The organism is Chengkuizengella sp. SCS-71B (assembly GCF_040100845.1).
Lineage (GTDB): Bacteria > Bacillota > Bacilli > Paenibacillales > KCTC-33759 > Chengkuizengella.
In genome coordinates this window covers 2,210,348-2,236,254 of the sequence record NZ_JAZHSH010000001.1, presented here as the reverse complement: position 1 = coordinate 2,236,254, position 25,907 = coordinate 2,210,348, and the positions used below count along the sequence as shown (strand labels likewise).

Annotated in this window: 22 protein-coding genes, 1 pseudogene and 2 other annotated features; of the genes and pseudogenes, 4 read left to right on the top strand and 19 right to left on the bottom strand. The window is 32.2% G+C overall.

Annotation, left to right across the window (positions count from 1 at the left end; translation table 11 throughout):
- Positions 1 to 57: 57 nt before the first annotated feature.
- Positions 58 to 1,725 carry a thiamine pyrophosphate-dependent enzyme gene (locus VQL36_RS10895; RefSeq protein ID WP_349249332.1) on the bottom strand — a complete coding sequence of 556 codons (1,668 nt, stop codon included), beginning with the start codon at positions 1,723 to 1,725 and terminating at the stop codon, positions 58 to 60.
- 165 nt (positions 1,726 to 1,890) lie between these two features.
- Entirely contained in the window at positions 1,891 to 3,048 is a 1,158-nt protein-coding gene (locus VQL36_RS10890; protein ID WP_349249331.1) for a DUF3900 domain-containing protein, read from the bottom strand.
- A gap of 309 nt (positions 3,049 to 3,357) precedes the next feature.
- Here VQL36_RS10890 and VQL36_RS10885 point away from each other — a divergent pair, with 309 nt between their 5' ends.
- The 3 genes from VQL36_RS10885 to VQL36_RS10875 all read left to right on the top strand — a co-directional run bounded on the left by VQL36_RS10885 (position 3,358) and on the right by VQL36_RS10875 (position 5,603).
- Positions 3,358 to 4,080 (top strand): glycosyltransferase family 2 protein, encoded by a 723-nt coding sequence (locus VQL36_RS10885; RefSeq protein WP_349249330.1) that lies wholly within the window; start codon positions 3,358 to 3,360, stop codon positions 4,078 to 4,080.
- A 180-nt stretch (positions 4,081 to 4,260) separates the two neighbouring features.
- Positions 4,261 to 5,058: an aldolase/citrate lyase family protein gene (locus VQL36_RS10880; RefSeq protein WP_349249329.1), complete on the top strand. Its 798-nt coding sequence runs from the start codon at positions 4,261 to 4,263 to the stop codon at positions 5,056 to 5,058.
- Positions 5,059 to 5,153: 95 nt separating this feature from the next.
- Positions 5,154 to 5,603 (top strand): dTDP-4-dehydrorhamnose 3,5-epimerase family protein, encoded by a 450-nt coding sequence (locus tag VQL36_RS10875; protein WP_349249328.1) that lies wholly within the window; start codon positions 5,154 to 5,156, stop codon positions 5,601 to 5,603.
- Positions 5,604 to 5,698: 95 nt separating this feature from the next.
- On the opposite strand, the gene VQL36_RS10870 is transcribed toward VQL36_RS10875, so the two are convergent.
- From VQL36_RS10870 to thrS, 3 genes and pseudogenes are all read right to left on the bottom strand, one after another.
- On the bottom strand, positions 5,699 to 6,313 hold the full coding sequence (locus VQL36_RS10870; RefSeq protein ID WP_349249327.1) for a sulfotransferase family protein: 615 nt from the start codon (positions 6,311 to 6,313) through the stop codon (positions 5,699 to 5,701).
- Between the two features lie 211 nt (positions 6,314 to 6,524).
- Entirely contained in the window at positions 6,525 to 7,901 is a 1,377-nt protein-coding gene (locus tag VQL36_RS10865; protein ID WP_349249326.1) for an MATE family efflux transporter, read from the bottom strand.
- 185 nt (positions 7,902 to 8,086) lie between these two features.
- Positions 8,087 to 10,011, bottom strand: a pseudogene (gene thrS, locus VQL36_RS10860) (threonine--tRNA ligase).
- A 58-nt stretch (positions 10,012 to 10,069) separates the two neighbouring features.
- Positions 10,070 to 10,291 (bottom strand) — a binding site (T-box leader).
- 44 nt (positions 10,292 to 10,335) lie between these two features.
- Positions 10,336 to 10,555 (bottom strand) — a binding site (T-box leader).
- 213 nt (positions 10,556 to 10,768) lie between these two features.
- Here thrS and VQL36_RS10855 point away from each other — a divergent pair.
- On the top strand, positions 10,769 to 12,499 hold the full coding sequence (locus VQL36_RS10855; protein WP_349249325.1) for an aromatic amino acid hydroxylase: 1,731 nt from the start codon (positions 10,769 to 10,771) through the stop codon (positions 12,497 to 12,499).
- A 70-nt stretch (positions 12,500 to 12,569) separates the two neighbouring features.
- Here the strand turns inward: VQL36_RS10855 and VQL36_RS10850 are convergent, their stop codons facing one another.
- The 14 genes from VQL36_RS10850 to VQL36_RS10785 all read right to left on the bottom strand — a co-directional run bounded on the left by VQL36_RS10850 (position 12,570) and on the right by VQL36_RS10785 (position 25,860).
- Positions 12,570 to 14,264, bottom strand: coding sequence for a M3 family oligoendopeptidase (locus VQL36_RS10850; protein ID WP_349249324.1), 1,695 nt, complete (start codon positions 14,262 to 14,264; stop codon positions 12,570 to 12,572).
- 33 nt (positions 14,265 to 14,297) lie between these two features.
- Entirely contained in the window at positions 14,298 to 15,470 is a 1,173-nt protein-coding gene (gene eis / locus VQL36_RS10845) for an enhanced intracellular survival protein Eis (RefSeq protein ID WP_349249323.1), read from the bottom strand.
- A 314-nt stretch (positions 15,471 to 15,784) separates the two neighbouring features.
- Positions 15,785 to 17,251: an aspartate ammonia-lyase gene (gene aspA, locus VQL36_RS10840; RefSeq protein WP_349249322.1), complete on the bottom strand. Its 1,467-nt coding sequence runs from the start codon at positions 17,249 to 17,251 to the stop codon at positions 15,785 to 15,787.
- A 149-nt stretch (positions 17,252 to 17,400) separates the two neighbouring features.
- The gene (locus tag VQL36_RS10835) at positions 17,401 to 18,657 is read right to left on the bottom strand and encodes a dicarboxylate/amino acid:cation symporter (protein WP_349249321.1); all 1,257 of its coding nucleotides are present in this window, start codon (positions 18,655 to 18,657) and stop codon (positions 17,401 to 17,403) included.
- Between the two features lie 207 nt (positions 18,658 to 18,864).
- Positions 18,865 to 19,734, bottom strand: a complete 870-nt coding sequence (locus VQL36_RS10830) for a LysR family transcriptional regulator (protein WP_349249320.1) — start codon at positions 19,732 to 19,734, stop codon at positions 18,865 to 18,867.
- Positions 19,735 to 19,913: 179 nt separating this feature from the next.
- Positions 19,914 to 20,624, bottom strand: a complete 711-nt coding sequence (locus tag VQL36_RS10825; RefSeq protein ID WP_349249319.1) for an aspartate/glutamate racemase family protein — start codon at positions 20,622 to 20,624, stop codon at positions 19,914 to 19,916.
- Positions 20,625 to 20,867: 243 nt separating this feature from the next.
- Positions 20,868 to 21,452, bottom strand: a complete 585-nt coding sequence (locus VQL36_RS10820; protein WP_349251168.1) for a phosphotransferase — start codon at positions 21,450 to 21,452, stop codon at positions 20,868 to 20,870.
- 147 nt (positions 21,453 to 21,599) lie between these two features.
- Positions 21,600 to 22,070 carry a GNAT family N-acetyltransferase gene (locus VQL36_RS10815; RefSeq protein WP_349249318.1) on the bottom strand — a complete coding sequence of 157 codons (471 nt, stop codon included), beginning with the start codon at positions 22,068 to 22,070 and terminating at the stop codon, positions 21,600 to 21,602.
- A gap of 26 nt (positions 22,071 to 22,096) precedes the next feature.
- Entirely contained in the window at positions 22,097 to 22,645 is a 549-nt protein-coding gene (locus VQL36_RS10810; protein ID WP_349249317.1) for an RDD family protein, read from the bottom strand.
- Positions 22,646 to 22,696: 51 nt separating this feature from the next.
- Entirely contained in the window at positions 22,697 to 23,353 is a 657-nt protein-coding gene (locus VQL36_RS10805; protein WP_349249316.1) for an HAD-IA family hydrolase, read from the bottom strand.
- Positions 23,346 to 23,696 carry a cupin domain-containing protein gene (locus VQL36_RS10800; protein WP_349249315.1) on the bottom strand — a complete coding sequence of 117 codons (351 nt, stop codon included), beginning with the start codon at positions 23,694 to 23,696 and terminating at the stop codon, positions 23,346 to 23,348. Before VQL36_RS10800 ends, VQL36_RS10805 begins: the two co-directional genes overlap by 8 nt.
- 38 nt (positions 23,697 to 23,734) lie before the next feature.
- The gene (locus VQL36_RS10795; RefSeq protein ID WP_349249314.1) at positions 23,735 to 24,418 is read right to left on the bottom strand and encodes an HAD family hydrolase; all 684 of its coding nucleotides are present in this window, start codon (positions 24,416 to 24,418) and stop codon (positions 23,735 to 23,737) included.
- Between the two features lie 58 nt (positions 24,419 to 24,476).
- The gene (locus tag VQL36_RS10790) at positions 24,477 to 25,094 is read right to left on the bottom strand and encodes a class I SAM-dependent methyltransferase (RefSeq protein ID WP_349249313.1); all 618 of its coding nucleotides are present in this window, start codon (positions 25,092 to 25,094) and stop codon (positions 24,477 to 24,479) included.
- A gap of 31 nt (positions 25,095 to 25,125) precedes the next feature.
- Positions 25,126 to 25,860 carry a metallophosphoesterase family protein gene (locus tag VQL36_RS10785; RefSeq protein WP_349249312.1) on the bottom strand — a complete coding sequence of 245 codons (735 nt, stop codon included), beginning with the start codon at positions 25,858 to 25,860 and terminating at the stop codon, positions 25,126 to 25,128.
- Positions 25,861 to 25,907 lie beyond the last annotated feature (47 nt).

Genomic DNA, 25,907 nt, shown 5'->3' with positions numbered 1-25,907 from the left:
ACTTATGTCCCAGCCTCTTAACTTAATTTTCTTTAACATAGATCGATACTATCTAAATCATTTTAATGTTCTAAGTTGTTCAATCGTATACTTTACTGATATTTTTTCTGGATCACAAACAACTTCAATAAGTGAAGGTATTCGACTGTCTAAGGCTTGTTTTAAAGCGTTTTCAAATTCATGGTTATGTTCTACCTTTTGACCGAATACCCCCATTGATTCTGCCAATTTCACAAAATCTGGGTTTCCTAATTCAGTACCAATTACACGTTCAGGGAAATGTTTTTCTTGATGCATTCGAATGGTTCCATGCATATTATTGTTGAAAACGAGTGAAATAATTGGTGTTTGATAACGCACTGCCGTTTCTAGTTCCTGCAAAGTCATCATAAACCCACCATCTCCTGATAAAGATACAACTACTTTTTCAGGGCAAGCTAATTTAGCTCCAATTGCTGCAGGCAAACCATAACCCATGGCTCCTGAGGTTGGTCCAATATAGGTGTTTGGTTGAGAAAACTGAAAATAATTATGCAGCCAGCCAGAAAAATTGCCTGCATCATTTGTGAGAATTGCATCTTTAGGGAGGTTTTCTTGAAGAGTTTTAATGATCCCTTTCATTTCTATCCCTTTTGAAGATTCATCTATTGAATTTAAAGCTGAATTATTTTCATAACTTTTTCTGTGTTCCTCTGCCCACTTTCTCCACCCTATTGATACTCGTTTTTCATTTTTAATTTTTTGATTTAAAGCGGAGAGCGTTGCTTTTGAATCACCAATTAACGAAAGATCTGGTGGATACACTTTTCCAATCGTAGTGGATTCTATATCGCAATGAATGAGTTTATGGTGTGATTCAAATAAAGTATAACTTTGAGTTGTTACTTCTGAAAAACGTGTTCCTATTGCAATAATCAGATCTGACTCTTTCACAGTCTCTATTATATTATTAAATGTACCTAATCCTAAATGACCTACATATAAATCGTTTGTGTTAGGAAAAATATCATGTCTTCTAAAGGAACTAACCACGGGAATATGTAAAAGTTCTGCAAATTCCAGCAGTTCTGTTTCTGCATTTGATAGTTTAATTCCCCCTCCTGCTAATATTAATGGCTTATTAGATTCTTCAATCATTTGGATACAGTTAGACAACTCTAAATCAGTTGGAGTATGTCTTGGTTGATTTGTAGAATCTATAAATTTCATGGTTGCTTTCTCTGATAAAATATCTGCTGGAAGTGATACTACAACGGGACCTGGTCTGCCAGATTTTGCAATTCTAAATGCACGTTGGACGAATTCAGGGATTCTTTCTACATCTCGTATTTCTACAGCCCACTTACTAATAGGATCAAAAAAACGATCTAATTCAACCTCTTGAAAGCCTTCTCGTCCCCTAAATTTCCGATCTACCTGTCCTAAAAAAACGACCATTGGGGTAGAATCCTGATAAGCTGTATGGACTCCGATTGCTAAATTTGCAGCTCCAACTCCTCTTGTAGCCATAGCAACAGAAACATTCCCTGATGCCTTTGCATACGCTTCGGCCATAAATGAAGCTCCACCTTCGTGCCTTGCAGAAATCAGTTCTATTTCTGGTGTATCATAAATGACATCCATAATATCTAAATAACTCTCCCCTGGGACACAAAAAACATGATTAACATCTTTGTTTTTTATACATTGTACAACTGCTTCTGCTCCAGTCATAATTTCCGCCATATTATTTCCCCCTATTGCTGAATTCAAATTCTTTTAAATAATACACTATAAATTCATATTTCTGTTTTACAATATTATGTAATTACTCAATTATGATTATAGTATGATTCCATTATAATGCAATAGAAAAAAACGATAAGGAATTTTTCATCTTTTTTAAAATCCTTATTCCCAAGGAGGAGAATCGTCTAAAGCGTTGTGTCTGGGTTCTAAAGTTGAATTGGTTTGAAATTCTTCTTTAATCGAGTTTGGTCTTGTTTTTATTCTTTCAATCACAGATTCAAAATCTTCGGGATGAAGCAGTTCGATAGGTGAAACTCCCTTTTCAAACTGAAATGAATCTCCATCTATCATAACGACAAAACGACCATTTAGTTTGGCTAGGTGTATTTGATCACCATACTGTTCCAATAAACCCTTTACTTGAATTCCATCTAACTTAAACTTAAGCTCAATATCATCTTTCTGCTCTACTAGTTGATTGGCCGCTTGCATAACCTGTTCATGACTCCACCTTTGTTGTAATTCTCTTTTTTCAGATGCAGCCCATAATTCTAAGCTTTCTTCCTCTTTTTTTCGTTCTTCCTGTTCTATATGCCCTTCTTTATGCTGCCATTTATCCTCAACATATTGGTTTACCATCGTGATCATCTGTTCATTCACAATTTCTGGCATTGATTTTTCATAAGTGACATATTTAAGGAAGTCTTCAAAATACCTAGCATGAGATGACTGATGAATTTTTAGTTCATATTCCTCACGAATTCCAGGTTCAGGCATAAATGGATATTGTATCGATTTAATATTTCTTGCACTAATAGCCATTTCCACCTGTGAGATCAAATTCTTTTCATCTGAGATACGTGCTATTTTGGGTTCAAAATCACACTTCATTACGAAAACAAATGGTTCATCTCCATATTTGTCTATTTTAGCCCTAGCAATCACCAGTGCTCCTCCCCGCACGGAGCTTGTATCCATGTACATTCGAACTAGTTCATCGCTGAAATCTAAGTATTCCTGTTTATCTTGTGCTTGAAGTAATCTTTGGAACAAATTGTAGTTAGGATTGCTCGTGAGTTCATGCCCGGGTTCAACGATAAAATAACCAATTTTTGTAGGTGTTTGATTCGATTGAGGATGTTTCTCTACTTTTCGTTTTGTAATCCTTATATATTCTTCATCTAAAAAGCTCTTAATTTCACTTTGCTGATACTCTTCTCGATTTAATGTTTGATAATGTCGAAAGGAAAGGGATGTCCCATTTTCTTGTCCTTCATTTTGTATCACGAAAAATGATAAATACTCTACTATAAATTCCATACGTCATGTTTCCCCCTGTTGAACAACTATAATACCAAATCTATTGTATCATATCTCATTTCTTATACTATCTTGAGATTTGAATAACCTAAGAGGGAACATTGATTATTTCATTCCTTACCAAAATGCGGAATTTGCATAAAGCAAGACATATGTCCAATCAAGGATGCCATCCTAATCATAAGATATCTCATTAAATGAAGAAGAAGTTATGTTGTGTTTTTACTCAGAGCCTGGGAAATGGTGGATTAACGTATTAAAACAACCTGTATTAAAATATATACAAATGTATTGAGAGGAGTGAATTGCATGAAAATTCACTTATATGCCCTATGCTGGAACGAAGAAAAAATGCTACCCTATTTTTTCAAGCATTATGACAACATAGTTGACCAGTATTATATTTTTGATAATGACTCAACTGACAATTCATTATCAATTCTACGGTCGCATTCTAAAGTGATTGTGAACAGGTTTAAAATACAAGGTGATAATATGCTACTCTCATTGCTCTACCTATACAACCATTTTTGGAAACAAAGCAAGGCCGACTGGGTTATCATCTGTAACATAGATGAACATTTATATCATCCTAACCTTAGAGAATATCTACAAGTCTGTACTTTCGATGGGATCACAATCATTGAAGCTGAGGGTTATAACATGGTTTCAGATTCATTCCCCAATAATGACAAACCTTTGTATGAAAGTATAAAGGTTGGTGTTAAAAGTCCAGTTTTGGATAAACCTCAAATTTTCAAGCCGAATGAGATTAAAGAAATCAACTTTTCTGTTGGTAGGCATTTTGCTTCTCCTTCGGGTAATGTTAAAAAACCAATTAAAAAAGAAGTCAAACTTTTACATTATAAATATTTAGGTTTTGATTATTTTAACAGCCGATCGTCAGAATTAAAAACAAAACTTAGAAAAACCGATATAGCTAGACAATGGGGAAATCATTATTTATGGGATGAAAGAAAAAAACTCCAGGTATTTGAAAGTTTAAAAAAAGGAGCTGTTAAAATATTGTAAAGTTTATTAATTTATATGTTATTTATATTGAAATAACATCATATTATCAATGGAAAGAAACAATTTTTATTGTATAAGAAATCTATTGGTTACATTGACAAATGCCGATTGTCCAATAAAGATAAGGACAGACTTCCCCATACAGATAAAACTATACCGTATAGTTGGGAGTAAGAAACTATGATTTTCACCTTTATTACTAATGACCCTATTATGGCTAATTATGTACAATCTGCAGGAATAGATCGAATTATGATAGACTTGGAGGTAATAGGGAAGTCCATTCGCCAATCTGGTAAAAACCTTTTCTTATCTGATCACACGATCATCGATATTCCAATAATAAAGAAAAATTTTAAAAAAAATTCACTTTTGGTCCGTATAAATCCTATTAGTAAAAATTCAAAAAAAGAAGTAGAGACCGTGGTTCAGATGGGAGCTGATATCGTGATGCTTCCTTTTTTTCATACTATGGATGAAGTAAACACTTTCCTTAAACTAACAGATGGAGCTGTAATCAACAGCCTGTTAATTGAAACTAAGGAAGCAGCAGAATTACTTCCTAAAATAGTTGAATTGAAGGGGGTTCATGAAATTCATATAGGATTTAATGATCTTAGCATAAGTTATGGATACAAAACTATTTTTGAACCGATATTAAATGGGTCGTTAGAAGAATATGCCATGGTTATTAACAAAAAAAAATTACCGTGGGGGTTCGGCGGTATAGCAAAATTATCCGATACAACACTTCCCGTAAATCCAGAATTAATATTATTTGAACAATTAAGGTTAAAAACCTCTATAGGATGGTTAGGAAGAAGTTTCAGGGATTCGCTGGATAGGAATAATTTATGTTTGTCTCTTAAGGAAGAAGCTTTATTAATAAGAAATTTCCTGCATGATTACACTAATGCTCCAAAAGATTTTTTTGACCTTAAACATGCATCACTTTTGGAACAGATACAGAATACCTGAAAGAAAGATCTCTTCAGACTACCGGGAATATAGGAATCAAAGTCATTCATAGTTCATATTTATAATATATCTTCATGAATTAAGGAGGAAGAAAAGTGGACGAAATAGAAATTATGTCACTAAAAAAAGTAACAAATGAAAAAGGTTTTTTAATGGAAGTGCAGAGAAATGATGATGCAGAATTTCCTGGATTCGGTCAAGCATATATTACTGCTACGAACCCAGGAGTTATTAAGGCATGGTATCGGCATCGTAAACAAATAGACCAAATCACTCTAATAAGAGGTGAGTTGTTGCTAGTACTTTATGATACAAGGGAAAATTCGATTTCATTTAATCAGATTAAAGAAATATATATCGTAGAGAAAGACCCATTACTAGTACAAATTCCTCCGGGAGTATGGCACGGCTTCAAAACGTTAAGTAATGACCCGGCTATTCTTCTTCATATGAATAACATTGCTTATGATTTTGAAAATAAAGATGAAGACAGACTTCTTCCTAATGATAAAACTATACCTTATAAATGGGAAAGAAAGCTTTGAATCTCAATTTAACTATGATTTTTTTGATATTGATTCGACGGATAATTCATTATCAATGTTTTTCGGATGATTTTTATAAGTTAGGGATGCACTAATTATGTTTTGTTTTCCCAAGGGAATTTATTATAAGGGGATTTAATATTTAAAAATTCACAGAATTTTTTGTATGAGTTAGGTTGTGATAAATTAATGACTAATAGATCATTTGGTCTATATTTGAAATAATTTATGATTTCTCGGTTATGTTTTTCGTAATTCTTAATTAATACCTCCTTATTATATGGGTCATTTTCAGAAGCGCCATATACTTCTTTAAAAATTTTCCAAATATAACCTTTATAAAGATATCTAGCATTTTTTAGAACTTCTATTGTTGGTATTTTTCCTTTACCAAACAATTTTGCATGGAATCTAGTAATTGAACTATACCATTGTTCAGAATTATCACGAATACTTAAAATAAATTTGCTATCAGGATATGCTTTGTCAAGATGTTTATAAGTTTCTGGGAGACTAAAAGGAATATCTTGAAATACGTCTGCTGTTTTACAGTAATTTATAATACTATCAAAGTTTTTTCTATATATATAATCATCCATTAATAATTCTGCTTTTTGTTGATTGCCAACTGTATACCCTAAATCTCTAAAAGCTTTTTGTAGAGATGTCGTTCCGGTCTTATTTCTACCAATACAAAATATTTTAGTCACTTTTGCACCATCCCACATTTTTTACAATTTTAAATATCGATTGTTTAAATAATTAAATCTTAATTTATTTACCGATTTTTTCAATTATCCGTTATTTGATAATTTATGATCTCTTAAAAGAATGTGTTACTTAAAGCCAATACTATATAGAAAAAAACTATCCAAAAGATTTGGATAGCGTCTTTTATTAATTCTATTACTTCACTTTACGTTATAAAGTTGACGGTTCTTCTTTTTTTATATATACAAATTTTTTCTTCTGAATATAAGCCAATCTAAGTATTAAACAGACAGCCCCAACTGCTAATCCAGATATTAAACCTATCCAATATCCAAATGCCCCGTAACTTGTAAAGTTTGCTAAACAATAACCCAGTGGGAGTCCAATAATCCAGAACGACACAAATGCTAATATAAAAGTAGAATTTACATCTTTATATCCACGTAGAGCACCTTGAATTGGTGCAGCAATTGCGTCGGATAATTGGAAAAAAATAGCGAAAAATAGAAACTGTTTCGTTAACATTAATACAGTTGAATCTTGAGTATAAATTCCTGCAACTTGATCAATAAAGATAAACAAACCTAATGCACTTAATAAGGAAATAAGTATGGCCGAACTTATTCCTATATAACTATATTGCACTGCATCTCTATAACGTTTGGCACCAACTTCAAATCCGACTGAAATCGTAAGCGCCATGGATATACTTAATGGAATCATGTACAAAAAAGAAGCAAAGTTTAATGCTGACTGATGTGCAGCGATAGTATTTGTATCAAATTCACTCATCAATAACGTGACTGCTGCAAATATACTCGTTTCAAAAAAGATCGAAAAACCAATCGGTATTCCAATTTTCAACAATCTACCCCAAGCTTCAAAAGATATCTTCTCTATTTGACTAAACAATCTGTAATTTGAAAAAGGCTGAAATTTTTTGATCACGAATAGGGCAATCAACAATATGCTCCAATAAGTAATGGCTGAAGCGTAACCTGCACCTACACCACCTAATCTAGGGAAACCGAATTTCCCAAAAATCAGTACATAGTTAAAAAATAAATTTATAGGCAACGACAGCAATGTAATGAACATTGTCGTTCGAGTTTCTCCTAATCCATCTATGAAATATCTTAGTACATTGTATACAAACAAAGGAATTAATCCGAATGAAAGTGCTTTTAAATAATGGAATGCAATAACTCTTACATCTGACTCTAGATTCATGGATTGTAAAATGAGTTGCAAAAACAACAAGCCAAATATAATAATTACAAACGTGATCATAAGTGACAAATAGATGGTTTGGATTACAACTTTTGTGATTTTTTCATTTTTTCCAGCACCAACATATTGTGAAACAATAGGTGTCAAAGCCATTAAAATTCCCGAAAGACCAGTAAATATAGGAACCCATATACTTGAACCTATAGCTACTCCAGCTAAATCAGCAGGACTCACTTGCCCAGACATCACAGTATCAAAAAAGTTCATGGAAAATAAACCAAGCTGACTAATGAGTATAGGCAATAATATGGTGTTAAATTGTAGAAGTTTAGCTTTTTTAGTCTTTGTTTGAATCATCCTGTTATCCTCTTTTCATCGAAAACGTTAAAAATAATAGCTAGAATTATATCATAAAAGAGATTATTCAAACAGGTTGAATGTAAATTATTACAAGCGAAAGATTGAACTAGTAATCATACAATTCTGGTGATCGTATTCATCTATATTTCATTGACATAAGACCACCTAGAATTTAAATATTATTAAAGTTTTCGAAGTTTTATTTCATTGATTGTTTTGGAAATAAATTTTTCTAAAAAGTACTGTTCTGATCCTATTTTACCAAATTGCTGTACATTTACAGTGTTATCCTGAACCTCCTTGTCCCCTACAATGAGGATATAAGGAACCTTCTGCATCTTAGCTTCTCTAATTTTATATCCAAGTTTTTCTTCCCGCCAATCTATTTCCAATCTTATATTTACTGCATTCATCTGATCTTTAATTTCTTCAACATAATTTCGATGAGCTTCAATTGAAACTGGTAAGATTTTAACCTGTGTTGGAGCTATCCAAGTTGGGAATGCTCCAGCAAAATGTTCAATTAATATCCCTAAAAATCGATCTATTGAACCAAGAACAGCCCTATGAATCACAACAGGACGTTGTTTTTCGTTTTTCTCATTAATGTAACTTAGATCAAATTTTTCAGGCATTTGAAAATCCAATTGTACTGTTGCACATTGATGACTTCTGTTTATAGCATCCTTTATATGAAAATCAATTTTAGGTCCGTAAAAAGCGCCGTCTCCTTCATTAAGCCTGTATTCACAATCTAGATTTTCCAGAACATCTTTCAAAGCCCCTTCTGCTATATCCCATAATTCATCGTCACCTAGGGAGTCATCTGGTCTAGTAGATAATTCTATTTCATATTCGAAGCCGAAGATTTTATAAATAAGATCTATAGATTTTATAATAGAAATGATTTCACTTTTAATTTGTTCAGGTGTTACAAAAATATATTTGCATCATCCTGACAAAATGTCCGTACTCTTAATAATCCATTTAATGATCCACTAAACTCATGTCGATGGACCTGCCCAAATTCAGCCAATCTGAGTGGTAATTCTCGATAAGAATGTAATTTATTTTTAAAAATTAACATATGACCAGGACAATTCATTGGTTTCAAAGCAAAACGAGTATGATCTACATCTGAGAAATACATATTTTCTTTATAATGCGCCCAGTGTCCTGAATCTTCCCATAATTTTTGCTTCATCATAGAAGGAGTGCGTACCTCCTGGTAACTTAACTTTTGTTGAATCTCTCTTAGCATTGTTTCAAGTTCATTTCGAATGATTTGTCCCTTTGGCAAGTAAAACGGCATTCCTGCAGCTTCATCAGAAAACATGAATAGCTCAAGTTGTTGACCGAGTTTCTTATGATTTCTTTTTGATGCTTCTTCAAGAAAGGAAATATAACTTTTCATTTCCTTTTTTGAGGAAAATGAAACACCATAGATACGCTGAAGCATTTTATTATTGCTGTCCCCTCTCCAATATGCACCAGAAACCTTTGTTAATTTAAATGCTTTAATCAATCCAGTTGAAGGCAAATGAGGTCCACGACACAGATCTATAAATTCTCCTTGTTTGTATATTGTTATTTTTTCATCAACAGGAATGTCTTCTAACAGTTCTAATTTTAAGTCATCACCCATATCTTGAAACAGTTTCTCTGCCATATCTCTACTTATCACTATCCGTTGTATTTCTAAGTTTTCATCTATGATTTTTTGCATTTCTTTCTCTATTTCTGATAAATCTTCTGAAGATATTTTTTTGGGCAGGTCTATATCATAATAAAATCCATTTTCGATCACAGGTCCTACCCCTAATCTCACATTTCCGTAAATTCTTTTTACTGCTTGTGCTAACACATGTGCAGATGAATGTCTCATTATATCTATTCCTTCATTAGAATCTATAGTGATCATTTCTATTTTTGCATTCTCAGTTAATTTTCTATTCAAATCTACAATTTGGTTATTTACTTTCCCTGCTACTGCCCTCTTTTTTAAACTAGGGCTTATTGATTGTGTAATCTCCCCTAAAGTAATCCCTTTATTTAATTCCTTCATTTGTCCATCTGGAAAAACGATTTTAATACGATTTTTACTCATGAATAACACTCCATTTCCTCTTGAATAGTTTGTATAAAAAAAACACACCCATCCCAACAATAGGGACGAATGTGTTGTATATCCGTGGTTCCACCCAGATTCCCATCAATGATTCATCAATGGCTCTATTTGCTGTAACGTCGCATAACGGTATTGGTTTTCTTATTCCCCAATACAGCTCAAAGGTGGTAAGTTATTTTTCTGTGTTAGGAAGTTCTCAGCTTTCCTTCCTTCTCTGTATAACCGTTAAAATAACTATTGTCCTTTTCATTGCTTTTGAGCTCATATAAATTTTTTAAAAACAAAAAACACACTCATCCCAACAATAGGGACGAATGTGTTATATCCGTGGTTCCACCCAGATTCCCATCAATGAATTATCAATGGCTCCGTTTGCTGTAACGTCGCATAAACGATATTGGTTTTTCATTCCCCAATACAGCTCAAAGGTGGTAAGTTATTTTCCTGCGTTAGGAAGTTCTCAGCTTTCCTTCCTTCTCTGTATAACCGTTAAAATAACTATTGTCCTTTTCATTGCTTTCCTTTGTTTCATTATTTTCCATACTATACAACATAATAATAATGAAATCAATAAATATTTTTCGTAATTGGACTGACTACTTATTAACTGTATAAGTACATACAATGAATAATAAAGTATGATATAATAACAAAGGCTAAAAAGCGTTTGAGAATAGTTTTTTCTCACCAATTTATTCCTAGTTGGAGTATGATTACTTGTTAGGGAGGATTTATAATGGAATTTTTAAAAAAAAGTGATATTCCCGCTCATTTAAGAGAATATGTTATTGATCAACAATATGAGGAATATACACCTATTAATCACGCAGTTTGGCGATATGTTATGAGACAAAATGTTAACTTTTTTAAGAATGTTGCTCACGAAGCATACACAAATGGTGTAACGGCTTCAGGTATGGATATTGAAAGTATTCCAAGAGTTGAGGAAATGCATACTAGCTTGAAACCGTTTGACTGGGGAGCTGTAGCTATAGATGGTTACATTCCTGGTGTGATCTTTTTTGATTTTCAAGCCCACGGATTGTTACCCATTGGTACTGATATTCGAAAATTAGAAAATATTGAATATACCCCTGCACCAGATATCATACATGAAGCAGCAGGACATGCACCTATTCTTTGTGATGAGAAATATGCAGAATATGTAAAGTTATTTGGTCAAATTGGTCGTAGAGCGATTGCTACTAAAGAAGAGCATGAAGTATTTGAAGCTGTTCGTACATTATCTAATCTGTTGGAAAAAGGCAGCTCTACTAAAGAAGAAATTGCAGAAGCAGAACGAGTACTTGAAGAAAAACAACGAGCTGTTAAACATTTATCTGAGGCTGAAGAGATTTCTAGATTATACTGGTGGACAGTGGAATACGGTTTAATTGGGGATGTATCAAACCCTAAAATTTACGGCGCTGGTTTATTATCATCAGTAGGTGAAAGCAGTAGTTGTTTAACAGATGAAGTCAAAAAAATACCATTTGAATTAGAGCAGGTAATTTCTACAGGCTTTGATATAACGACAAAACAACCCCAATTATTTGTATGTAAAGACTTCGATCAATTAATCGATGCAGTTAAAGAATATGCAAAACGTATGGCATTTAACGTTGGTGGGACAGAAAGCTTAGAAAAAGCAATACGATCTGGTGCAACAGCAACGGCTGAATATAGCTCTGGTTTACAAGTTACAGGAACCATTTCTAAAATCATCAAGGATCAGAATCAGGAAGCTATTTACCTCCAAACATCTGGTGAAACTACATTATCTTATGATAATCATGTACTCGAAAGCCACGGTAAAGATGTTCATGCTGATGGATTTGGTTCACCAATCGGACTATTAAAAGGTATGAAAAAACCTCTAGAAGAATTATCAGACAATGAATTGCTTCAGAGTGGAATTGCTGTTGAAGAGCAGTGTAATCTTGAATTTGAAAGCGGGTTAACAGTAACAGGCTTAGTTCATGAAATAGTTAGGAAAAACAATATTATCATTCTCATTCGTCTTAAGAATGCTACAGTAACCTATGATCATGCAGATCTATTCAAACCTGAATGGGGAATGTATGATATGGCTGTAGGAGAAAATATTAAATCTGTTTATGCAGGCGCAGCTGATCCAGAAGCATACTTTACAATAGAAGAAGAGGAAATAGAAGAAAAGCAACCAATCTCTTTAAATCCATTAGAAAAACTTTATAAGAAAGTACGAAATTTGAGAGAATCAAAATACGACATCATGATTGTAGGAGAAACTCTATTAGAAGTTGTGGCCGATTTGAATCATAGCTATCCTAACGATTGGTTGTTACGATTAGAAGTGTTAGAAATTTTATCAGAACATGACATACATCAACAAGAGCAACAAAAGCTACGCCAAGATCTAATAGATTTAAAAGAACGAGATGCATCATTAAAAAATCTTATTACAAATGGATTAAAACTGATCTAATCTAAAACATCAAAAACACACTCATTCCCTAAAAAAGGAGCGAGTGTGTTTTTTTAATAAAGCTTGTTATTTAAAATTTTTTATCATCAACATGATTTAACCATGATTCAATTTCATTTACCACGGATTGTACCGTACCTTTATCAAAAGGCGAACTTAATTTAGCCTCTTTTACGAGTTTTAAAAATGGTAAACTACCACCTAGCTTACAAAGATGAATATAATCATCCCAAGCACGATTTCTATCTTCGTGCATCTTTTTCCAAAATTGAAATGCACAAACCTGTGCCAACGTATAATCAATATAATAAAATGGGTCCTCGAAAATATGACCTTGTTGATGCCAAAACCCACCTTGTTCTAAATAGTGATTTCCATCATAATCACGATGAGGTAAATATTTCTTTTCAATTTCTCTCCACATTTGTTTACGTTTCTTTGGCGTAGACTCTGGGTTTTCATAAACGAAATGTTGAAACTCATCTACAACGACACCGTATGGTATGAATAATAATGCTGAGCTTAAATGTGAAAATTTATACTTATCCGTATCTTCTTTGAAAAACAACTCCATCCAAGGCCAAGTAAAAAACTCCATACTCATAGAGTGAATTTCACATGCTTCATACGTAGGCCATACATATTCAGGATTTTCAAAATGACGGCTTTTATACACTTGAAATGCATGACCTGCTTCGTGAGTTAATACATCAATATCACCCGAAGTGCCATTAAAATTTGCAAAAATATAAGGAGATTTGTAATTAGGTACATATGTGCAGTAACCCCCCGCCATTTTCCCATCCTTTGCTAACAAGTCCATGAGATCGCTTTCTTTCATAAAACGGTAAAATTCATCCGTTTCCTTAGATAATTGTTCATACATCGTTTGACCATTATCCACAATCCAATCAGGGTTTCCTTTTGGAGTTGCGTTACCAGATTTGAATTCATAATTTTCATCATAATATTTTAGATGCTGAAGTTCTAATCTATTTTGTTGACGTCTTTTCAATTGTGTAGCGATGGGGACTATATATTGATGCACCTGATCTCTAAAAGCAGCAACCTCCCTTGCATCATAATCTGTACGTTTTAAACGAGCATAACCTAACTCTACAAAATTTTTGAAGCCTAGTTTTTTAGCAATTTTTGTTCGTATTTTCACAAGATCATCATAAAGTTGATCTAACTCTTCTTCGTTTTCTGAGAAAAACTTGTATCTTGCTTCATTTGCTCTTTTCCTTATTTCTCGATCATCAGATATGGTAAAAGGAAACAATTGAGCTAAAGTGTATTTTTTTTCATCAAAAGGAATTTCAGCAGATGCAATAAGCTCTGAATACTTTGTTTTATATTTGTTTTCCTTTTGTAAATCTTTCACAATTTCAGAGGACATGGTTTTGATTTCTATTTCTGCTAGTTCAAATAAATGACTTCCCCATTTCTTTTTTAGTTCTTCACGATATTTAGATCCAATCAATGCTTTATAGAACTTAGTAAATAACTCTTTAAATAGAGGTTCCGCCTCATCTAAGTAATCCTGCTCTGCTTTATAAAACTCATCCTTTGTATTTATAGAATGACGAATGCTTCCTAATTCAAACATGGAATAAAAATCATTATGAATGTTGTATAAATCCATCATTGATGCATTTTGCTCTTGCCACGTTGTTGCACTTGAAAATTGTTTTAGCTCTAAATCAAATTGTAAAGTAATTTCTTCCATATTTGGTCTTGTATACTTGTATTCTGAAAATTTCATTATATATTCTTCCTTTCCATTTACTTAATAAAATTAAAAGTAATCATAGAAAAATGTTTTATTCTTTGGAATTAAAGATTGCAGTATGCTCAGATCTTCATCAGTTCCATGAATCAAACCTACATTACTTAACTCTTGTGCAGTTTTGTACCCCAAGAACAGTGCTGTGAATGGACCAATCTCAATATGAAGTCCTTTTTTAGGAGGATGAGTACAATTGCTTCCTTCTTTAACAGGATAGAATGTAGCTTTCCCTTTTTTTATAATAATGGTTCCTTGATTCCATAAAGCAAAATTATCTGTTAAATGAATGATCACCGACTCATCACATTCATTAAAATGGTATTGACTTAAAAATAATTCAATATCCACAACGCGAGCCATAAAATAGGGATGCAGTATTGATTTCACCGTTGGATTCGGAAGCATGAATAACATATTTTCATGATTTGAACATGTAAGTTCCACTTCAGTAATCATAGAATCATGTTGACAAATAAAATTCCATAATCCTTTTTTTGCTTCTGCACTAAGGGCAATGAATTCTTGAACGATCAATTTTCCATTTTGTATCTCATATAAAATGTAACCTAGTATTTGACCATTATGATCAAAATAACCAGCGCATTTTTGATCTGGTAAAACTGAATCCTTCCACCACTCATTATTTCTTACGAGCATACCGTTGTATTTTTTTGCAAACTGCTCATATACCTCATTTAATATCAATAAGGTTTTAGATGTTCTAGTTACATCAACTCTTTTTACATACCCTTCTCCTTCTTTCTGCTTTAAAAATGTTAAATCGTTTACAGGAATAGTAATTTGCAACTCATCACTAAATAACTCCCATCCATACTTTCTATAAAATCCAATTTGAAATGGGTGTAAAAATGATATTGAGATTTTTTGATCTCTTAACATTTGCAATGAAGTATGTAATAATTTCTTTACTTTATTACCACGTCTTTGTTCAGGCCATGTAGCAACTCCAGCAATCCCACCCATACTCCACTCTTTGCCATCAATCCATATTTTATAATCAATCATTTCAAGCTTTGCCAACAGTTGATTGTCATTAAAATAGCCAATCATTTTCCGTTTTTGTTTTATTTTCTTCTTCTCTTCAGTTAATTGGTATTGAAATGCATATTCATGTAATGCAAAAACTTGCGGGTAGTCTTTTTCTAAAATTAGTCTGATCATCCCTTTCACCTCTTAACTGATCTACTTTTCTCATTTACATTACTCTCTCTCATATTACCTAATATTTTTTAAAATAAAAAGACATAGGTTATATTTCAAAATTACTACTCAAACTTTTTCTAATATAAATAATGACTGATAACGTGTTTTTAATAAATAGATAAAATAATTTAGAATCAAATTTGCCATAACAAAAACTCCTATCGAAACCATTTAAATTCCTACAAAAAAAGCTACAGATTCATTATTTCAACCTGTAGCTTACCTTAACTTTTTAAGTAATTCAATGTATTATTTAATAAAACTTAGGCTTATTATTTTTTTACACCTTGAGGTTTATTTGTCATTTTCATTTGATACTCATCTTCCAATAAATGCGCTCCTGCTATTCCTGGATTAGTCATTTCGTAAGGATCAAGAATAACATTAAGTTCATCTTCAGTTAACACGTCATGTAGTAAACATAATTCACGAACAGAACGATCCCCTTCGATTGCTTGTCTAGCAATCCTTGATACAATTTCATACCCTAAGTGAGGATTCAAAGCTGTAATGACACCTACACTTTTTTCTACATTTTCTCGGCAAATATCTTCATTTGCTTCTATTCCATCAAGACAATAGTCTTTAAATACTGTAAAGGCTTGATTCATTATTCTTAAAGACTGTAAAAGATTAAATACGAGCACGGGCTGCATTACATTTAATTCCAATTGTCCTGCTTGAGAAGCGAGATTTATCGTATGATCGTTTCCGATTACTTGGAATGCTACTTGATTCACAACCTCACACATAACAGGATTTACTTTTCCAGGCATAATAGATGAGCCAGGCTGACGTGGAGGTAAAGAAATTTCATTTATTCCTGTAATAGGTCCGGAAGCCAAGAGACGAAGATCATTAGCTATTTTAGACATATTAATCATACAAACTTTTAACGATGCAGATACTTCAGTTAATACATCCGTATTCTGAGTCGCATCCACCAAGTCTTCAGCACTATTTAGGGGAAATCCAGTGTACTCAGCTAACCTTTCTACTACTTCTGAAATATAACGAGGATCTGCATTTAAACCAGTACCTACAGCAGTAGCACCCATATTTACCTCATACATATGTGAACGAGTACGAGTAATACGCTCAATATCTCTTTTCAAAACTCGCGCATAGGCTGCAAATTCTTGCCCTAGTCTAATTGGAACCCCATCTTGTAAATGTGTTCGACCCATTTTAATAACATGATCAAATTGCTCTGCTTTTGCAACAAAACCCTTCTGAAGATTTTCCATCGTTGATAAAAGCTTATTCATCAAAGTAAGTACTGAAATACGTATGGCAGTAGGCATAACATCATTTGTCGATTGAGCCATATTCACATGACTGTTTGGACTTAAAACTGAATAATCTCCTTTTTTGCCTCCAATAAGTTCTATTGCTCTATTGGCGATCACTTCATTCGCATTCATGTTAAAGGATGTTCCTGCGCCCCCCTGAATAGAATCAACGATGAATTGATCATCGAATTTCCCTTCATACACTTCATCTGCTGCCTGCACAATAGCATTAGCATGCTGAGGCTGTAAACGTTTAATGTTCATATTTGTCATCGCTGCTGCCTTTTTCACAACTGCAATTGAACGTATTAACTCAACATCCATTTGGTGTCCAGTAATTGGAAAATTCTCTACCGCACGCAAGGTTTGAATCCCATAATAAGCATCTACAGGTACTTCTTTTGTACCAAGAAAATCTTTTTCAGTACGAAATTGTTTTGTTGACATCTCTCTATTCCCCTTTAATATGGTTTCCTAAAAATGATCATTAGCAGGTCAATAACAAAAGCCCCGAATGGAGCTTTAATTCTAAAATCAATAGTTTAGTTAATTTTTTTCCTAATAATAGCCAACCTTTCGGTCGGCTATTATTATTTTTAAATTGTATTTGTAGTTGTTTTACCTGTTGAAGGCGAAGTTCTGTCATACTTTTCTTCTGATTTCGCAATGTATTGTGCACAAGCAGCATCACCTGTGATATTTACTGCCGTTCTTGTCATATCAAGCAATCGATCTACTCCAAGTACAAGCGCAATGGCATCTAGGCTTAATCCAACTGATGTTAATACCATCGTTAACATGATAATACCTACACCTGGAACACCTGCTGTACCGATACTAGCTAACGTTGCTGTTAATACTATTGTTGCCAAATCAGCCATGGATAAATCAACTCCATATAGTTGAGCAATAAATACAGTAGCAACCCCTTGCATAATTGCTGTTCCATCCATGTTTATCGTTGCACCTAATGGTTGAACAAAACCACTAATACTTTTTGGTATTTTCAAATTTTTCTGTGCTGTATCCATAGATACAGGTAATGTAGCTGAACTACTTGATGTACTAAAAGCAACTGCAATCGCAGGGAAAAAGTTCTTAATGAATGTAAACGGATTCATCTTACCTAAAAAGTAAATTACTGAACCGTAAGTTAATCCTAAATGTATAAATAGTGCGAGTAGAACAGCACCAAAATAAAAAATCATTGCTTTTATTGCATCCATTCCTTGACCACCAATTGCAATTGCAATTAATGCAAATGCACCGATCGGAGCAAGCTTCATCACAACATCAACTAGGAACATTAAGATTTTATTAATTTCCTCAATAAACATTTTAACACCATCTACTTTTCCTTGCAATTGAGTTAGTGCAAATCCAAATAAGATGGAGAAAAAGATAATTTGTAACATATTTCCTTCAACCATAGCTTGGAACGCATTCGTAGGGATAATATTTAATAGCGTTTCCATAACTGGTGGTGCTTCTTTTCGCTCTACTGTAGTATCACTATCAAAATTTAATCCTTCTACATATCCAGGTTCAATAATATTACCTACAGATAATGCAATCATTAAAGCAATAGAAGTAGTAATTAAAAAGAAAATGACAGTTTTAATACCAATTCTACCTAATTTTTTAGGATCACTTATTCCAGCAGTACCTAAAATAATAGAAATAACAACAATTGGAACTACTAATAATTTAATTAATCCTATAAAAATTTTTCCTAGTGGATTTAAAACATATGTTTCTGCTACATCAAACCATTGTGGAATAAATAGATTAAATATAATACCAACAACTATACCTAAACACATTCCTATTACAATTTTTTTTGTTAATGACATACATTCACCTCTTTAAATTTTATTTTGCTTGTCATAATTTAGTTTGACTTAAACACTTAGTGAGTTACCACAGTGTCACATGAAATGCTAGTTCATTTTAATACAATAAAATATTTATTGTCAATGAAAAAATATGATTTAGTGATTAATAACAAACTTTTTTTGTATAATTATACTTGACAAAAACGTTGTTATATCAAGTGTTAGTTACATTTTAAATTTATCTTTAAAAAAATCTATAAATATAGTTTTTGAACGCCCTTTCAAATAAATTAAATCAATATTGATATTCATTTTAATAGGCGGTGTTAAAGCAACTCGAAAAAGCTGACCTTTTTCAAGCTCTTTTTTTACACAATGTTCTGGTAAAAAACTAATGCCCATTCCCTGGAGTAACAAATTTTTTGCTGTTTCCATATTGTCTACCTCTAACGCAATATTAGGCGTTATAAGATTACTTGAAAATAGACGATGGATATATAACCAGTCCATTGATCCATAGTCAAAAAAGATAAGCGGTTGTTTCCCAACATTTTCTAATGTTATCTTGCATTGATTTAATAATTCATGACCTGGAGGAACAAACAAATGAATTGGATCTTCATATAACAAAATAGATTCCACTTGTGGATGAGTTTCTGTTCTTACGATACCAAAGTCCACTTCTTTGCTTATGACTTTATTCAGTATATCTTTAGAATGACCCGTAACAATTTTTATTCGTACATTGTTAAATTGAGATTTTATTTCAGGTAATATTGTATGCAGAACATTGTTAGAAATCGAAAGAGCGCTGCCTATATTTAATTCATTTGGCAAAACTACTTGTTGCATGCCATACTTTGCATCTTGATAGGACTGTAATATTTTTTGAGCATGGGGAAAAAAATATTCGCCTTTATCAGTTAATGAGATATTTTTACCGTTGCGATTAAAAAGTTTTAAATTCATCTCACGTTCAAGAGACTGAATTCTAGCAGTAACAGAAGGTTGTGTTAAAAAAAGGGCTTCTGCTGCTTTATTAAAGCTCCCTAATTGACAAACATAAATAAAGGCCTCAATATTTTCAATATTCATAATTTACTCCTTTTGCATACTCACTTACTTGAATTGATTTTACTATATCACAAAGCGGACTAAAAGTTAGTGATAACTTAGAATTGAGCTATAATTAAAACATAATTTACCCAATTTAAGTAAGTAAATATCTATGAAAGTAAGTGATATACTTGAAAAATTATGAATTAGAAATGAATTTATATTGAAATTTTAAATCTTTCAGTATTGATTCCTCTAGCTACTTCGATGACTTTTTTGGCAATGATATCTGCTGGATCAATGATGCACATTTCCTTTTTTGATTTCAACACTAAAGGAACTTCAGTACAACCGGCAACAATGGCTTCAGCTCCATTCTTTTTCAATTGCTCAGCGACCATCGATAGATGCAAATAAGCTGAATCAAATCTCCCAGCTTTGATATCATATATTCCTTGCATTACTTTTTCCTGTAACTTATTGTCCGTACGAATATATTCAATATCATATTTTAGAAAATATCTTTGATACAACTTTGATTTCACAGTCCCATCTGTTGCTAATAAACCAACCTTCTTAAAGTTATTGGAATTTAAATAATAAGCTGTCTCAAGAGGAATGTGTAAGATCGGAATTTGTATAGCCTTCTTTACAGCATTATAATAAAAGTGTGCTGTATTACACGCAATAACAAGCAATTCGGCACCTGCATTTTGTAATCTTTGTGCTGATTGCACCAATAATGGAGTAGGATCTTCCCCTCTGCCTAATATTGCTGAAGAACGATCAGGTATTTGTGCGTTATTATCAGCAATAACGTGAATATGCTCTTGATCTTCTTTTGCTGGTGTATTCCTAATAATCTTTTCCATTAGATCCACAGTTGCCATAGGACCCATACCACCAATAATCCCTATTATTTTAGTCACTTTCATCACTCCTTTCAAGCATTCTAAATGTTACATTTTAAATTATAATGCTTTTTTGGAGTAAAGGATTATAGAATGATTCTATACATTTATAGAATGTTTAAATATACAATCTTAAGTTATGGCTAAGTAACATCAAGATATAGATTCTAAATCAAACCAATGATTTGTTAACCATGTTAATTCCTCTATGAATCTTTTTACTTTTGGTGCTTTCTTTTGCAACAATAAGTCCGATTTCATCTACCAAGTAACTTCTACTATCCAGACAAGTTTAATTGCTTTAACAATTTCAGAAATAGACAACGAATAAATGAAGTTATAGCCCTTAACAAATGAATTTAAAAGAGATATATCAATCGAATCATTATTAAATGCGTACGACATGATTGCTCTTCCTACATCATGCCATTGAAATGAATAACAATTGCGGTCAAAATCCAAAACAATCACATCATTATTGGTAAACAATACATTGTCAGATGCAAAATCAGAATGGGTAAACCCTTTTCGAATTTGTTTAAAAAACTGATCATCAAGGCTTTCAATAATTGCTTCTAGCTTCTTAATAAGTACTATGTATTGATTTTGATTAAGTTTTTCAACATTTTCTAATTGTGTTTGATAGTGTTTAAATAATACTTCACGACGGTTTTCAAAATGAAATCTTTCTTCTTCTGTAGATATCTCTTTAAATTGTTTATGCATCATCGCACATGTTTTACCCAAGGAATACATATGATCCTCTTTGATTGAATCAGGACTCATAGGATAACCTTCACAATATTCCATTAACATATACCATAGTTCAAGTTTAGGGGTCTGAATACCCCATAAACTTCTTTAAAGCAGTTCGTTTTAAATTCAAATGTCTTTTCCGCATGGCTTAGCATCGTTATCAAAGATTCAACCATTAAATTTTCTCCTTAATTCTTTCAAACTATCAAATTACCCACTATAATAATTAATATTACTTCATATCTTTTTAACAAATAAAACCCGATCTTGACCGTTCCCATTATAATTTGTATGTACAGAGACACCCTCAATTTCAATGTCCCCATCTTCTATATTAAACCCCAATCTTTGATGGAATAATATGGAGGTTTTATTAACAGGTGAGGTTAAACAATTTACAGTATTACGTTTGTTATGTTTTGCTATATCAAAAAAAGCATTATAAAGTTGTTTACCTACATTACATTTTCTATATTGTGGATGAACACCAACAAAATGAATATAAGCTTTGTCAGAGAATGTTTGTGATAAAAATCCGATTAAAAATCCAATAATTTCTTCATCTTTTTCAACAATGAAACTAGTCTTATTAAAATGGTTAAAAAATAGTTTTGGTAGTAAGTGCCTCATATTTCGTCCACCCCACCATTCGTCTATTAATGGACTAATTATTTCATAATCAGATGGTTTTAAAGAACGTATTTGCATATGCTTCACCTCTTGTTGTATTATCATTATTTTAATTCTTTGTTATTATTAAATTGCTTTTGGTTCCATAACTCATCAAAAGCTAGCTCCTCTTGATCAGAAATACTTTCATCATCAATAATTACTTTAGTTCCAGCTAATCTATCATGTAAACATCTATGATCATTTGTAAAAATAAATAATATATCAATAAGACCATATAAAGGTATAATACTTGCTATAAGTTCATTAATAAATGACCGCAAGAAAACATTCCTAAAGAATCCACCATTATTATTATTTTCATTATGTACAATCTTAATCTTTAATACTTTTTTACCTATAGAATATCCGTATCTCGTTAGTAAATATGCTTGATAAAAAACAAATGTTAAAACAATTCCAACAAAGAAAATGAGGGTTAAGTCCTCTCTTTCTTTAATAATGTAATTTGGTAACATGACAGAAATAAATATAACGATAACTAATAAAATAGTATCAATTATTTTTGCAAGTAATCTAGAACTTAAACTAGCTAGTTCATACTCTGGAATGGTAAATTCTTGAGTTGTACTTTTCTCATATATTGTAGTCATACGTTGAAATTTGCTCCTTAATAGAGTGAATTTATATTATCTAACTTCACTTTACAAATTTGTTATAATCTTGTTGACATCTAACAAATTATAAATAACCCCATCATTTTCTGATGGAACGTCATACAAGTTACTTTCCTTCCATAATGCCTTCATGCCTACACTTCGACTAGCTATCACATCATTTTCAGGATGATCTCCAACATAAACAGCTTCATTTTCCTTTACACCCAACTTTTTTAGCGTATTAAGAAATATTTTAGAATCCGGTTTGTTTATACCTTCCCATTCAGAAATGACAATGTGATCAAAAAAGTTTTCTATTTCTAACGCTTGAATATTGTTGTATTGAAATGATCCATAACCATTAGAAATAATCGCTAGCTTTAAACCTCTATTTTTTAATGCAGTTAACATTTCCATAAGTCCAGGAAAACCAATACAATGAAGTTGAAAGGAATTGATATAGTCTTCCAACAATTCATCTACAGTTATAGACAATTGATATTCCTTTATAAGTTGGTCATAGACTTTATCTTTCCAAACATATCCGTGATCATCTAAATCAATAAATCGTTGAATATAAGTTTGTTTGTCTATTTTCTTCAATGCATTTATTCGATCATGTTGATCTTCAACAAATAACTTTAAAGAATCTTCTCTGTTTAATAATGTACCATCTAAATCAAAGACGACTGCTTTAATCATCATTATCAACCACAACTCTGTCCCCTTTGCTAGTTGGTGTTGAAATAACTAAAAATTCAACATCACTAGAGGAATTGTTCATCATTTGGTGAGGGGTATTAGGAAGAATCTCTATTCCTTCATGTTCGTTTAACAAAATCATTTCATCCTTCACTTCTATTGTAGCTTGTCCTGATAATACAAAGAAAAATTGTTTAGATTTATTATGGAAATGTTTATTTTCAGTAGTGTGTGGAGGCATTTTCTCATGAATGATGCTTAATTCGTTAGATTTTGCTAGATGCCACCCGTCACATAACTTCCCCCAAATATAATGTTCAGCATTTTTTTTGCTTATTTTCATATAAATCCTCCGGTTTGTATTGAATGTTTATCATCGTCTTAGATGATTTTAATAATCTTATCTCTCAATTCATTTAAGGTATTTATTGATTCTACCTGAATATATTCTTTCTGATCTTTACGATTCAACCAAATCCCCTTCATATTTATTGTTCTACAAGCTAATATGTCAGTTTTTAAATCATCCCCAACATAAACACTTTCTGTTGGTTTAACATTCGCTCTTTCACAAGCTAATCTAAATATTTTTGAATTAGGTTTTGCTGCTCCAACCTCACTAGCAGATACTATGATTTCAAAGTAATCATAAACTCCAATTTTTTTGAGCTTCTGAATTTGCTGTTGTGCATCTCCATTGGTTATAATCCCAAGTCTATAATCCTGTAATTGTTGAAGACATGGAAAAACATCATCAAAAACTGTCCAACTTTCTTCAAAGTGAGCTAAGTAGATTTGAAAATACTGTTTAGCTTTTATATCATCAAGAGATGTTTCAAATAAATGAAAAACTTCTTTTATTCTTTCTATTTTTTGTTCCTCAAAAGTCAACGCACCTTTTAAAAATCTAGTAAAATGTTTCTTCCCAATTGCACACCAGTGATCATAAAATTCTTCTTCTGTAATTTTAAAAATATCAGTAAATTTGTTATATAATTTTTTTACTCCTTGATATTCAGCTTCTTTAAAATCTAAGAGCGTTTCGTCAATATCAAAAAAAATCATAATTGAACCACTCCAATGTTAAATCATCTATTATAGTGTTAACTTTTGGAAGTAACACTCATTTAATTTTTCTAAATAAAGCATATATGTAAGGACGTGGGTCTCCCTTAGAATTGATAAATGTATATTCTTGTTCTGCAATACATTCAAAAAAAGGAAGATTTTCTTTTAAATCCTGAATATCATATCTTCTAACCTCAAGACCAGCACATTTTGTAGCACCCTTTTTTGAGAATTCTGCAAAGATAGCATAACCACCAACTTTCAGACTAGAGGTTACATTTTTGAAATACTGCCCAATAGAGGCATCATCCGTTAAAAAGTGCAACACAGCTCGATCAATCCAAATATCTATCTTTTTCAAATCTGGTGGTAGTGGTTCAGAAATGTCCTGACAAAGCCATTCAATGCGATTATCCATATCCATATATTTGAGTTTTAATTTCTCAATAGCTTCTGAACTTAAATCATTTAAAACTAAATCTGCCTTAGATTGCAGTAGTTCATCAACTAAACCCGATGTTCCAACACCTGATACAAACATTTTAGAATCTCTCCATGTTCGGATTAGATTTAATAACTTTAATGTTTGTGAAAAATCTTCCTCATACCACCCTAGATTTTCATCCTCTGTTTTTTTGTATATTTTATCCCAATGTTCAGCTAGTTCCTTCACTTTCTCTCTCCTTGTAATAAAAGTTCATAAACTAATCTTTTAACCCTCTATACTTGCCAGTTCTCAATTCTTTAATATAAGCTTCAAGTTCAGGCATGTTTTCATCAACAGCTTGTTTTATTGAAAGTTCAATATCATAGGGAATTCTAACAATTTGGATTGAAACCGAACCCTGCTCTTTACTATCAAATTCTCCTTCAATAATTGCATATGAGGCTTGTTTAAGATCTAAAGGATTACCGACACTTCCTACATTAAACAATGTTTTCCCTCTATAGTTTTGTATGTAAGCATTATGAATATCTCCGTATCCTACCATATCAGGTTCTTTATCTGGAAAACCCGTACTTTCTGTATTGTTAAACATAGCAAGCCTTTCTTCCATTGAATCCCAGGGTTGAACTCTTTTATACACACTTTCTGCTGATGCATGAAATAATCGAACTAACTTTCCACTCATCCAAAAATCAATCGAATAAGGTAAACTTTTTAAATAATCAAGCCTTTGTTCTCCTAATCGTTTCTGATGCCATAACATTGTTTCATGTTCATGTTTCATCGTTATAGAATCATCCCAGTTTCCTTTAATGACTACATCACACTGTTCTTTTACTCTATCAACCGCTATTTCTGAATGAGGTCCTTTTCCAACCATATCACCTAAACAAAAAATTTTATGTATATCTCTATGCGTTATGTCTTTCATTACTGCATCATGAGCAGGAATATTGCCATGAATATCAGATATAATTGCAATTCGATTCATACGCACCTCCAAGTTGAAAGTTATATTTATATTTACGTTTTTAAGTA

What these genes read in the sequence shown, in the direction of transcription:
- VQL36_RS10895 (WP_349249332.1), bottom strand. Translation starts at nt 1,725, where the DNA reads ATGGCGGAAATTATGACTGGAGCAGAAGCAGTTGTACAATGTATAAAA.
- VQL36_RS10890 (WP_349249331.1), bottom strand. Translation starts at nt 3,048, where the DNA reads ATGGAATTTATAGTAGAGTATTTATCATTTTTCGTGATACAAAATGAA.
- VQL36_RS10885 (WP_349249330.1), top strand. Translation starts at nt 3,358, where the DNA reads ATGAAAATTCACTTATATGCCCTATGCTGGAACGAAGAAAAAATGCTA.
- VQL36_RS10880 (WP_349249329.1), top strand. Translation starts at nt 4,261, where the DNA reads ATGATTTTCACCTTTATTACTAATGACCCTATTATGGCTAATTATGTA.
- VQL36_RS10865 (WP_349249326.1), bottom strand. Translation starts at nt 7,901, where the DNA reads ATGATTCAAACAAAGACTAAAAAAGCTAAACTTCTACAATTTAACACC.
- VQL36_RS10855 (WP_349249325.1), top strand. Translation starts at nt 10,769, where the DNA reads ATGGAATTTTTAAAAAAAAGTGATATTCCCGCTCATTTAAGAGAATAT.
- VQL36_RS10850 (WP_349249324.1), bottom strand. Translation starts at nt 14,264, where the DNA reads ATGAAATTTTCAGAATACAAGTATACAAGACCAAATATGGAAGAAATT.
- eis (WP_349249323.1), bottom strand. Translation starts at nt 15,470, where the DNA reads ATGATCAGACTAATTTTAGAAAAAGACTACCCGCAAGTTTTTGCATTA.
- aspA (WP_349249322.1), bottom strand. Translation starts at nt 17,251, where the DNA reads ATGTCAACAAAACAATTTCGTACTGAAAAAGATTTTCTTGGTACAAAA.
- VQL36_RS10835 (WP_349249321.1), bottom strand. Translation starts at nt 18,657, where the DNA reads ATGTCATTAACAAAAAAAATTGTAATAGGAATGTGTTTAGGTATAGTT.
- VQL36_RS10830 (WP_349249320.1), bottom strand. Translation starts at nt 19,734, where the DNA reads ATGAATATTGAAAATATTGAGGCCTTTATTTATGTTTGTCAATTAGGG.
- VQL36_RS10815 (WP_349249318.1), bottom strand. Translation starts at nt 22,070, where the DNA reads ATGCAAATACGTTCTTTAAAACCATCTGATTATGAAATAATTAGTCCA.
- VQL36_RS10810 (WP_349249317.1), bottom strand. Translation starts at nt 22,645, where the DNA reads ATGACTACAATATATGAGAAAAGTACAACTCAAGAATTTACCATTCCA.
- VQL36_RS10805 (WP_349249316.1), bottom strand. Translation starts at nt 23,353, where the DNA reads ATGATTAAAGCAGTCGTCTTTGATTTAGATGGTACATTATTAAACAGA.
- VQL36_RS10800 (WP_349249315.1), bottom strand. Translation starts at nt 23,696, where the DNA reads ATGAAAATAAGCAAAAAAAATGCTGAACATTATATTTGGGGGAAGTTA.
- VQL36_RS10795 (WP_349249314.1), bottom strand. Translation starts at nt 24,418, where the DNA reads ATGATTTTTTTTGATATTGACGAAACGCTCTTAGATTTTAAAGAAGCT.
- VQL36_RS10785 (WP_349249312.1), bottom strand. Translation starts at nt 25,860, where the DNA reads ATGAATCGAATTGCAATTATATCTGATATTCATGGCAATATTCCTGCT.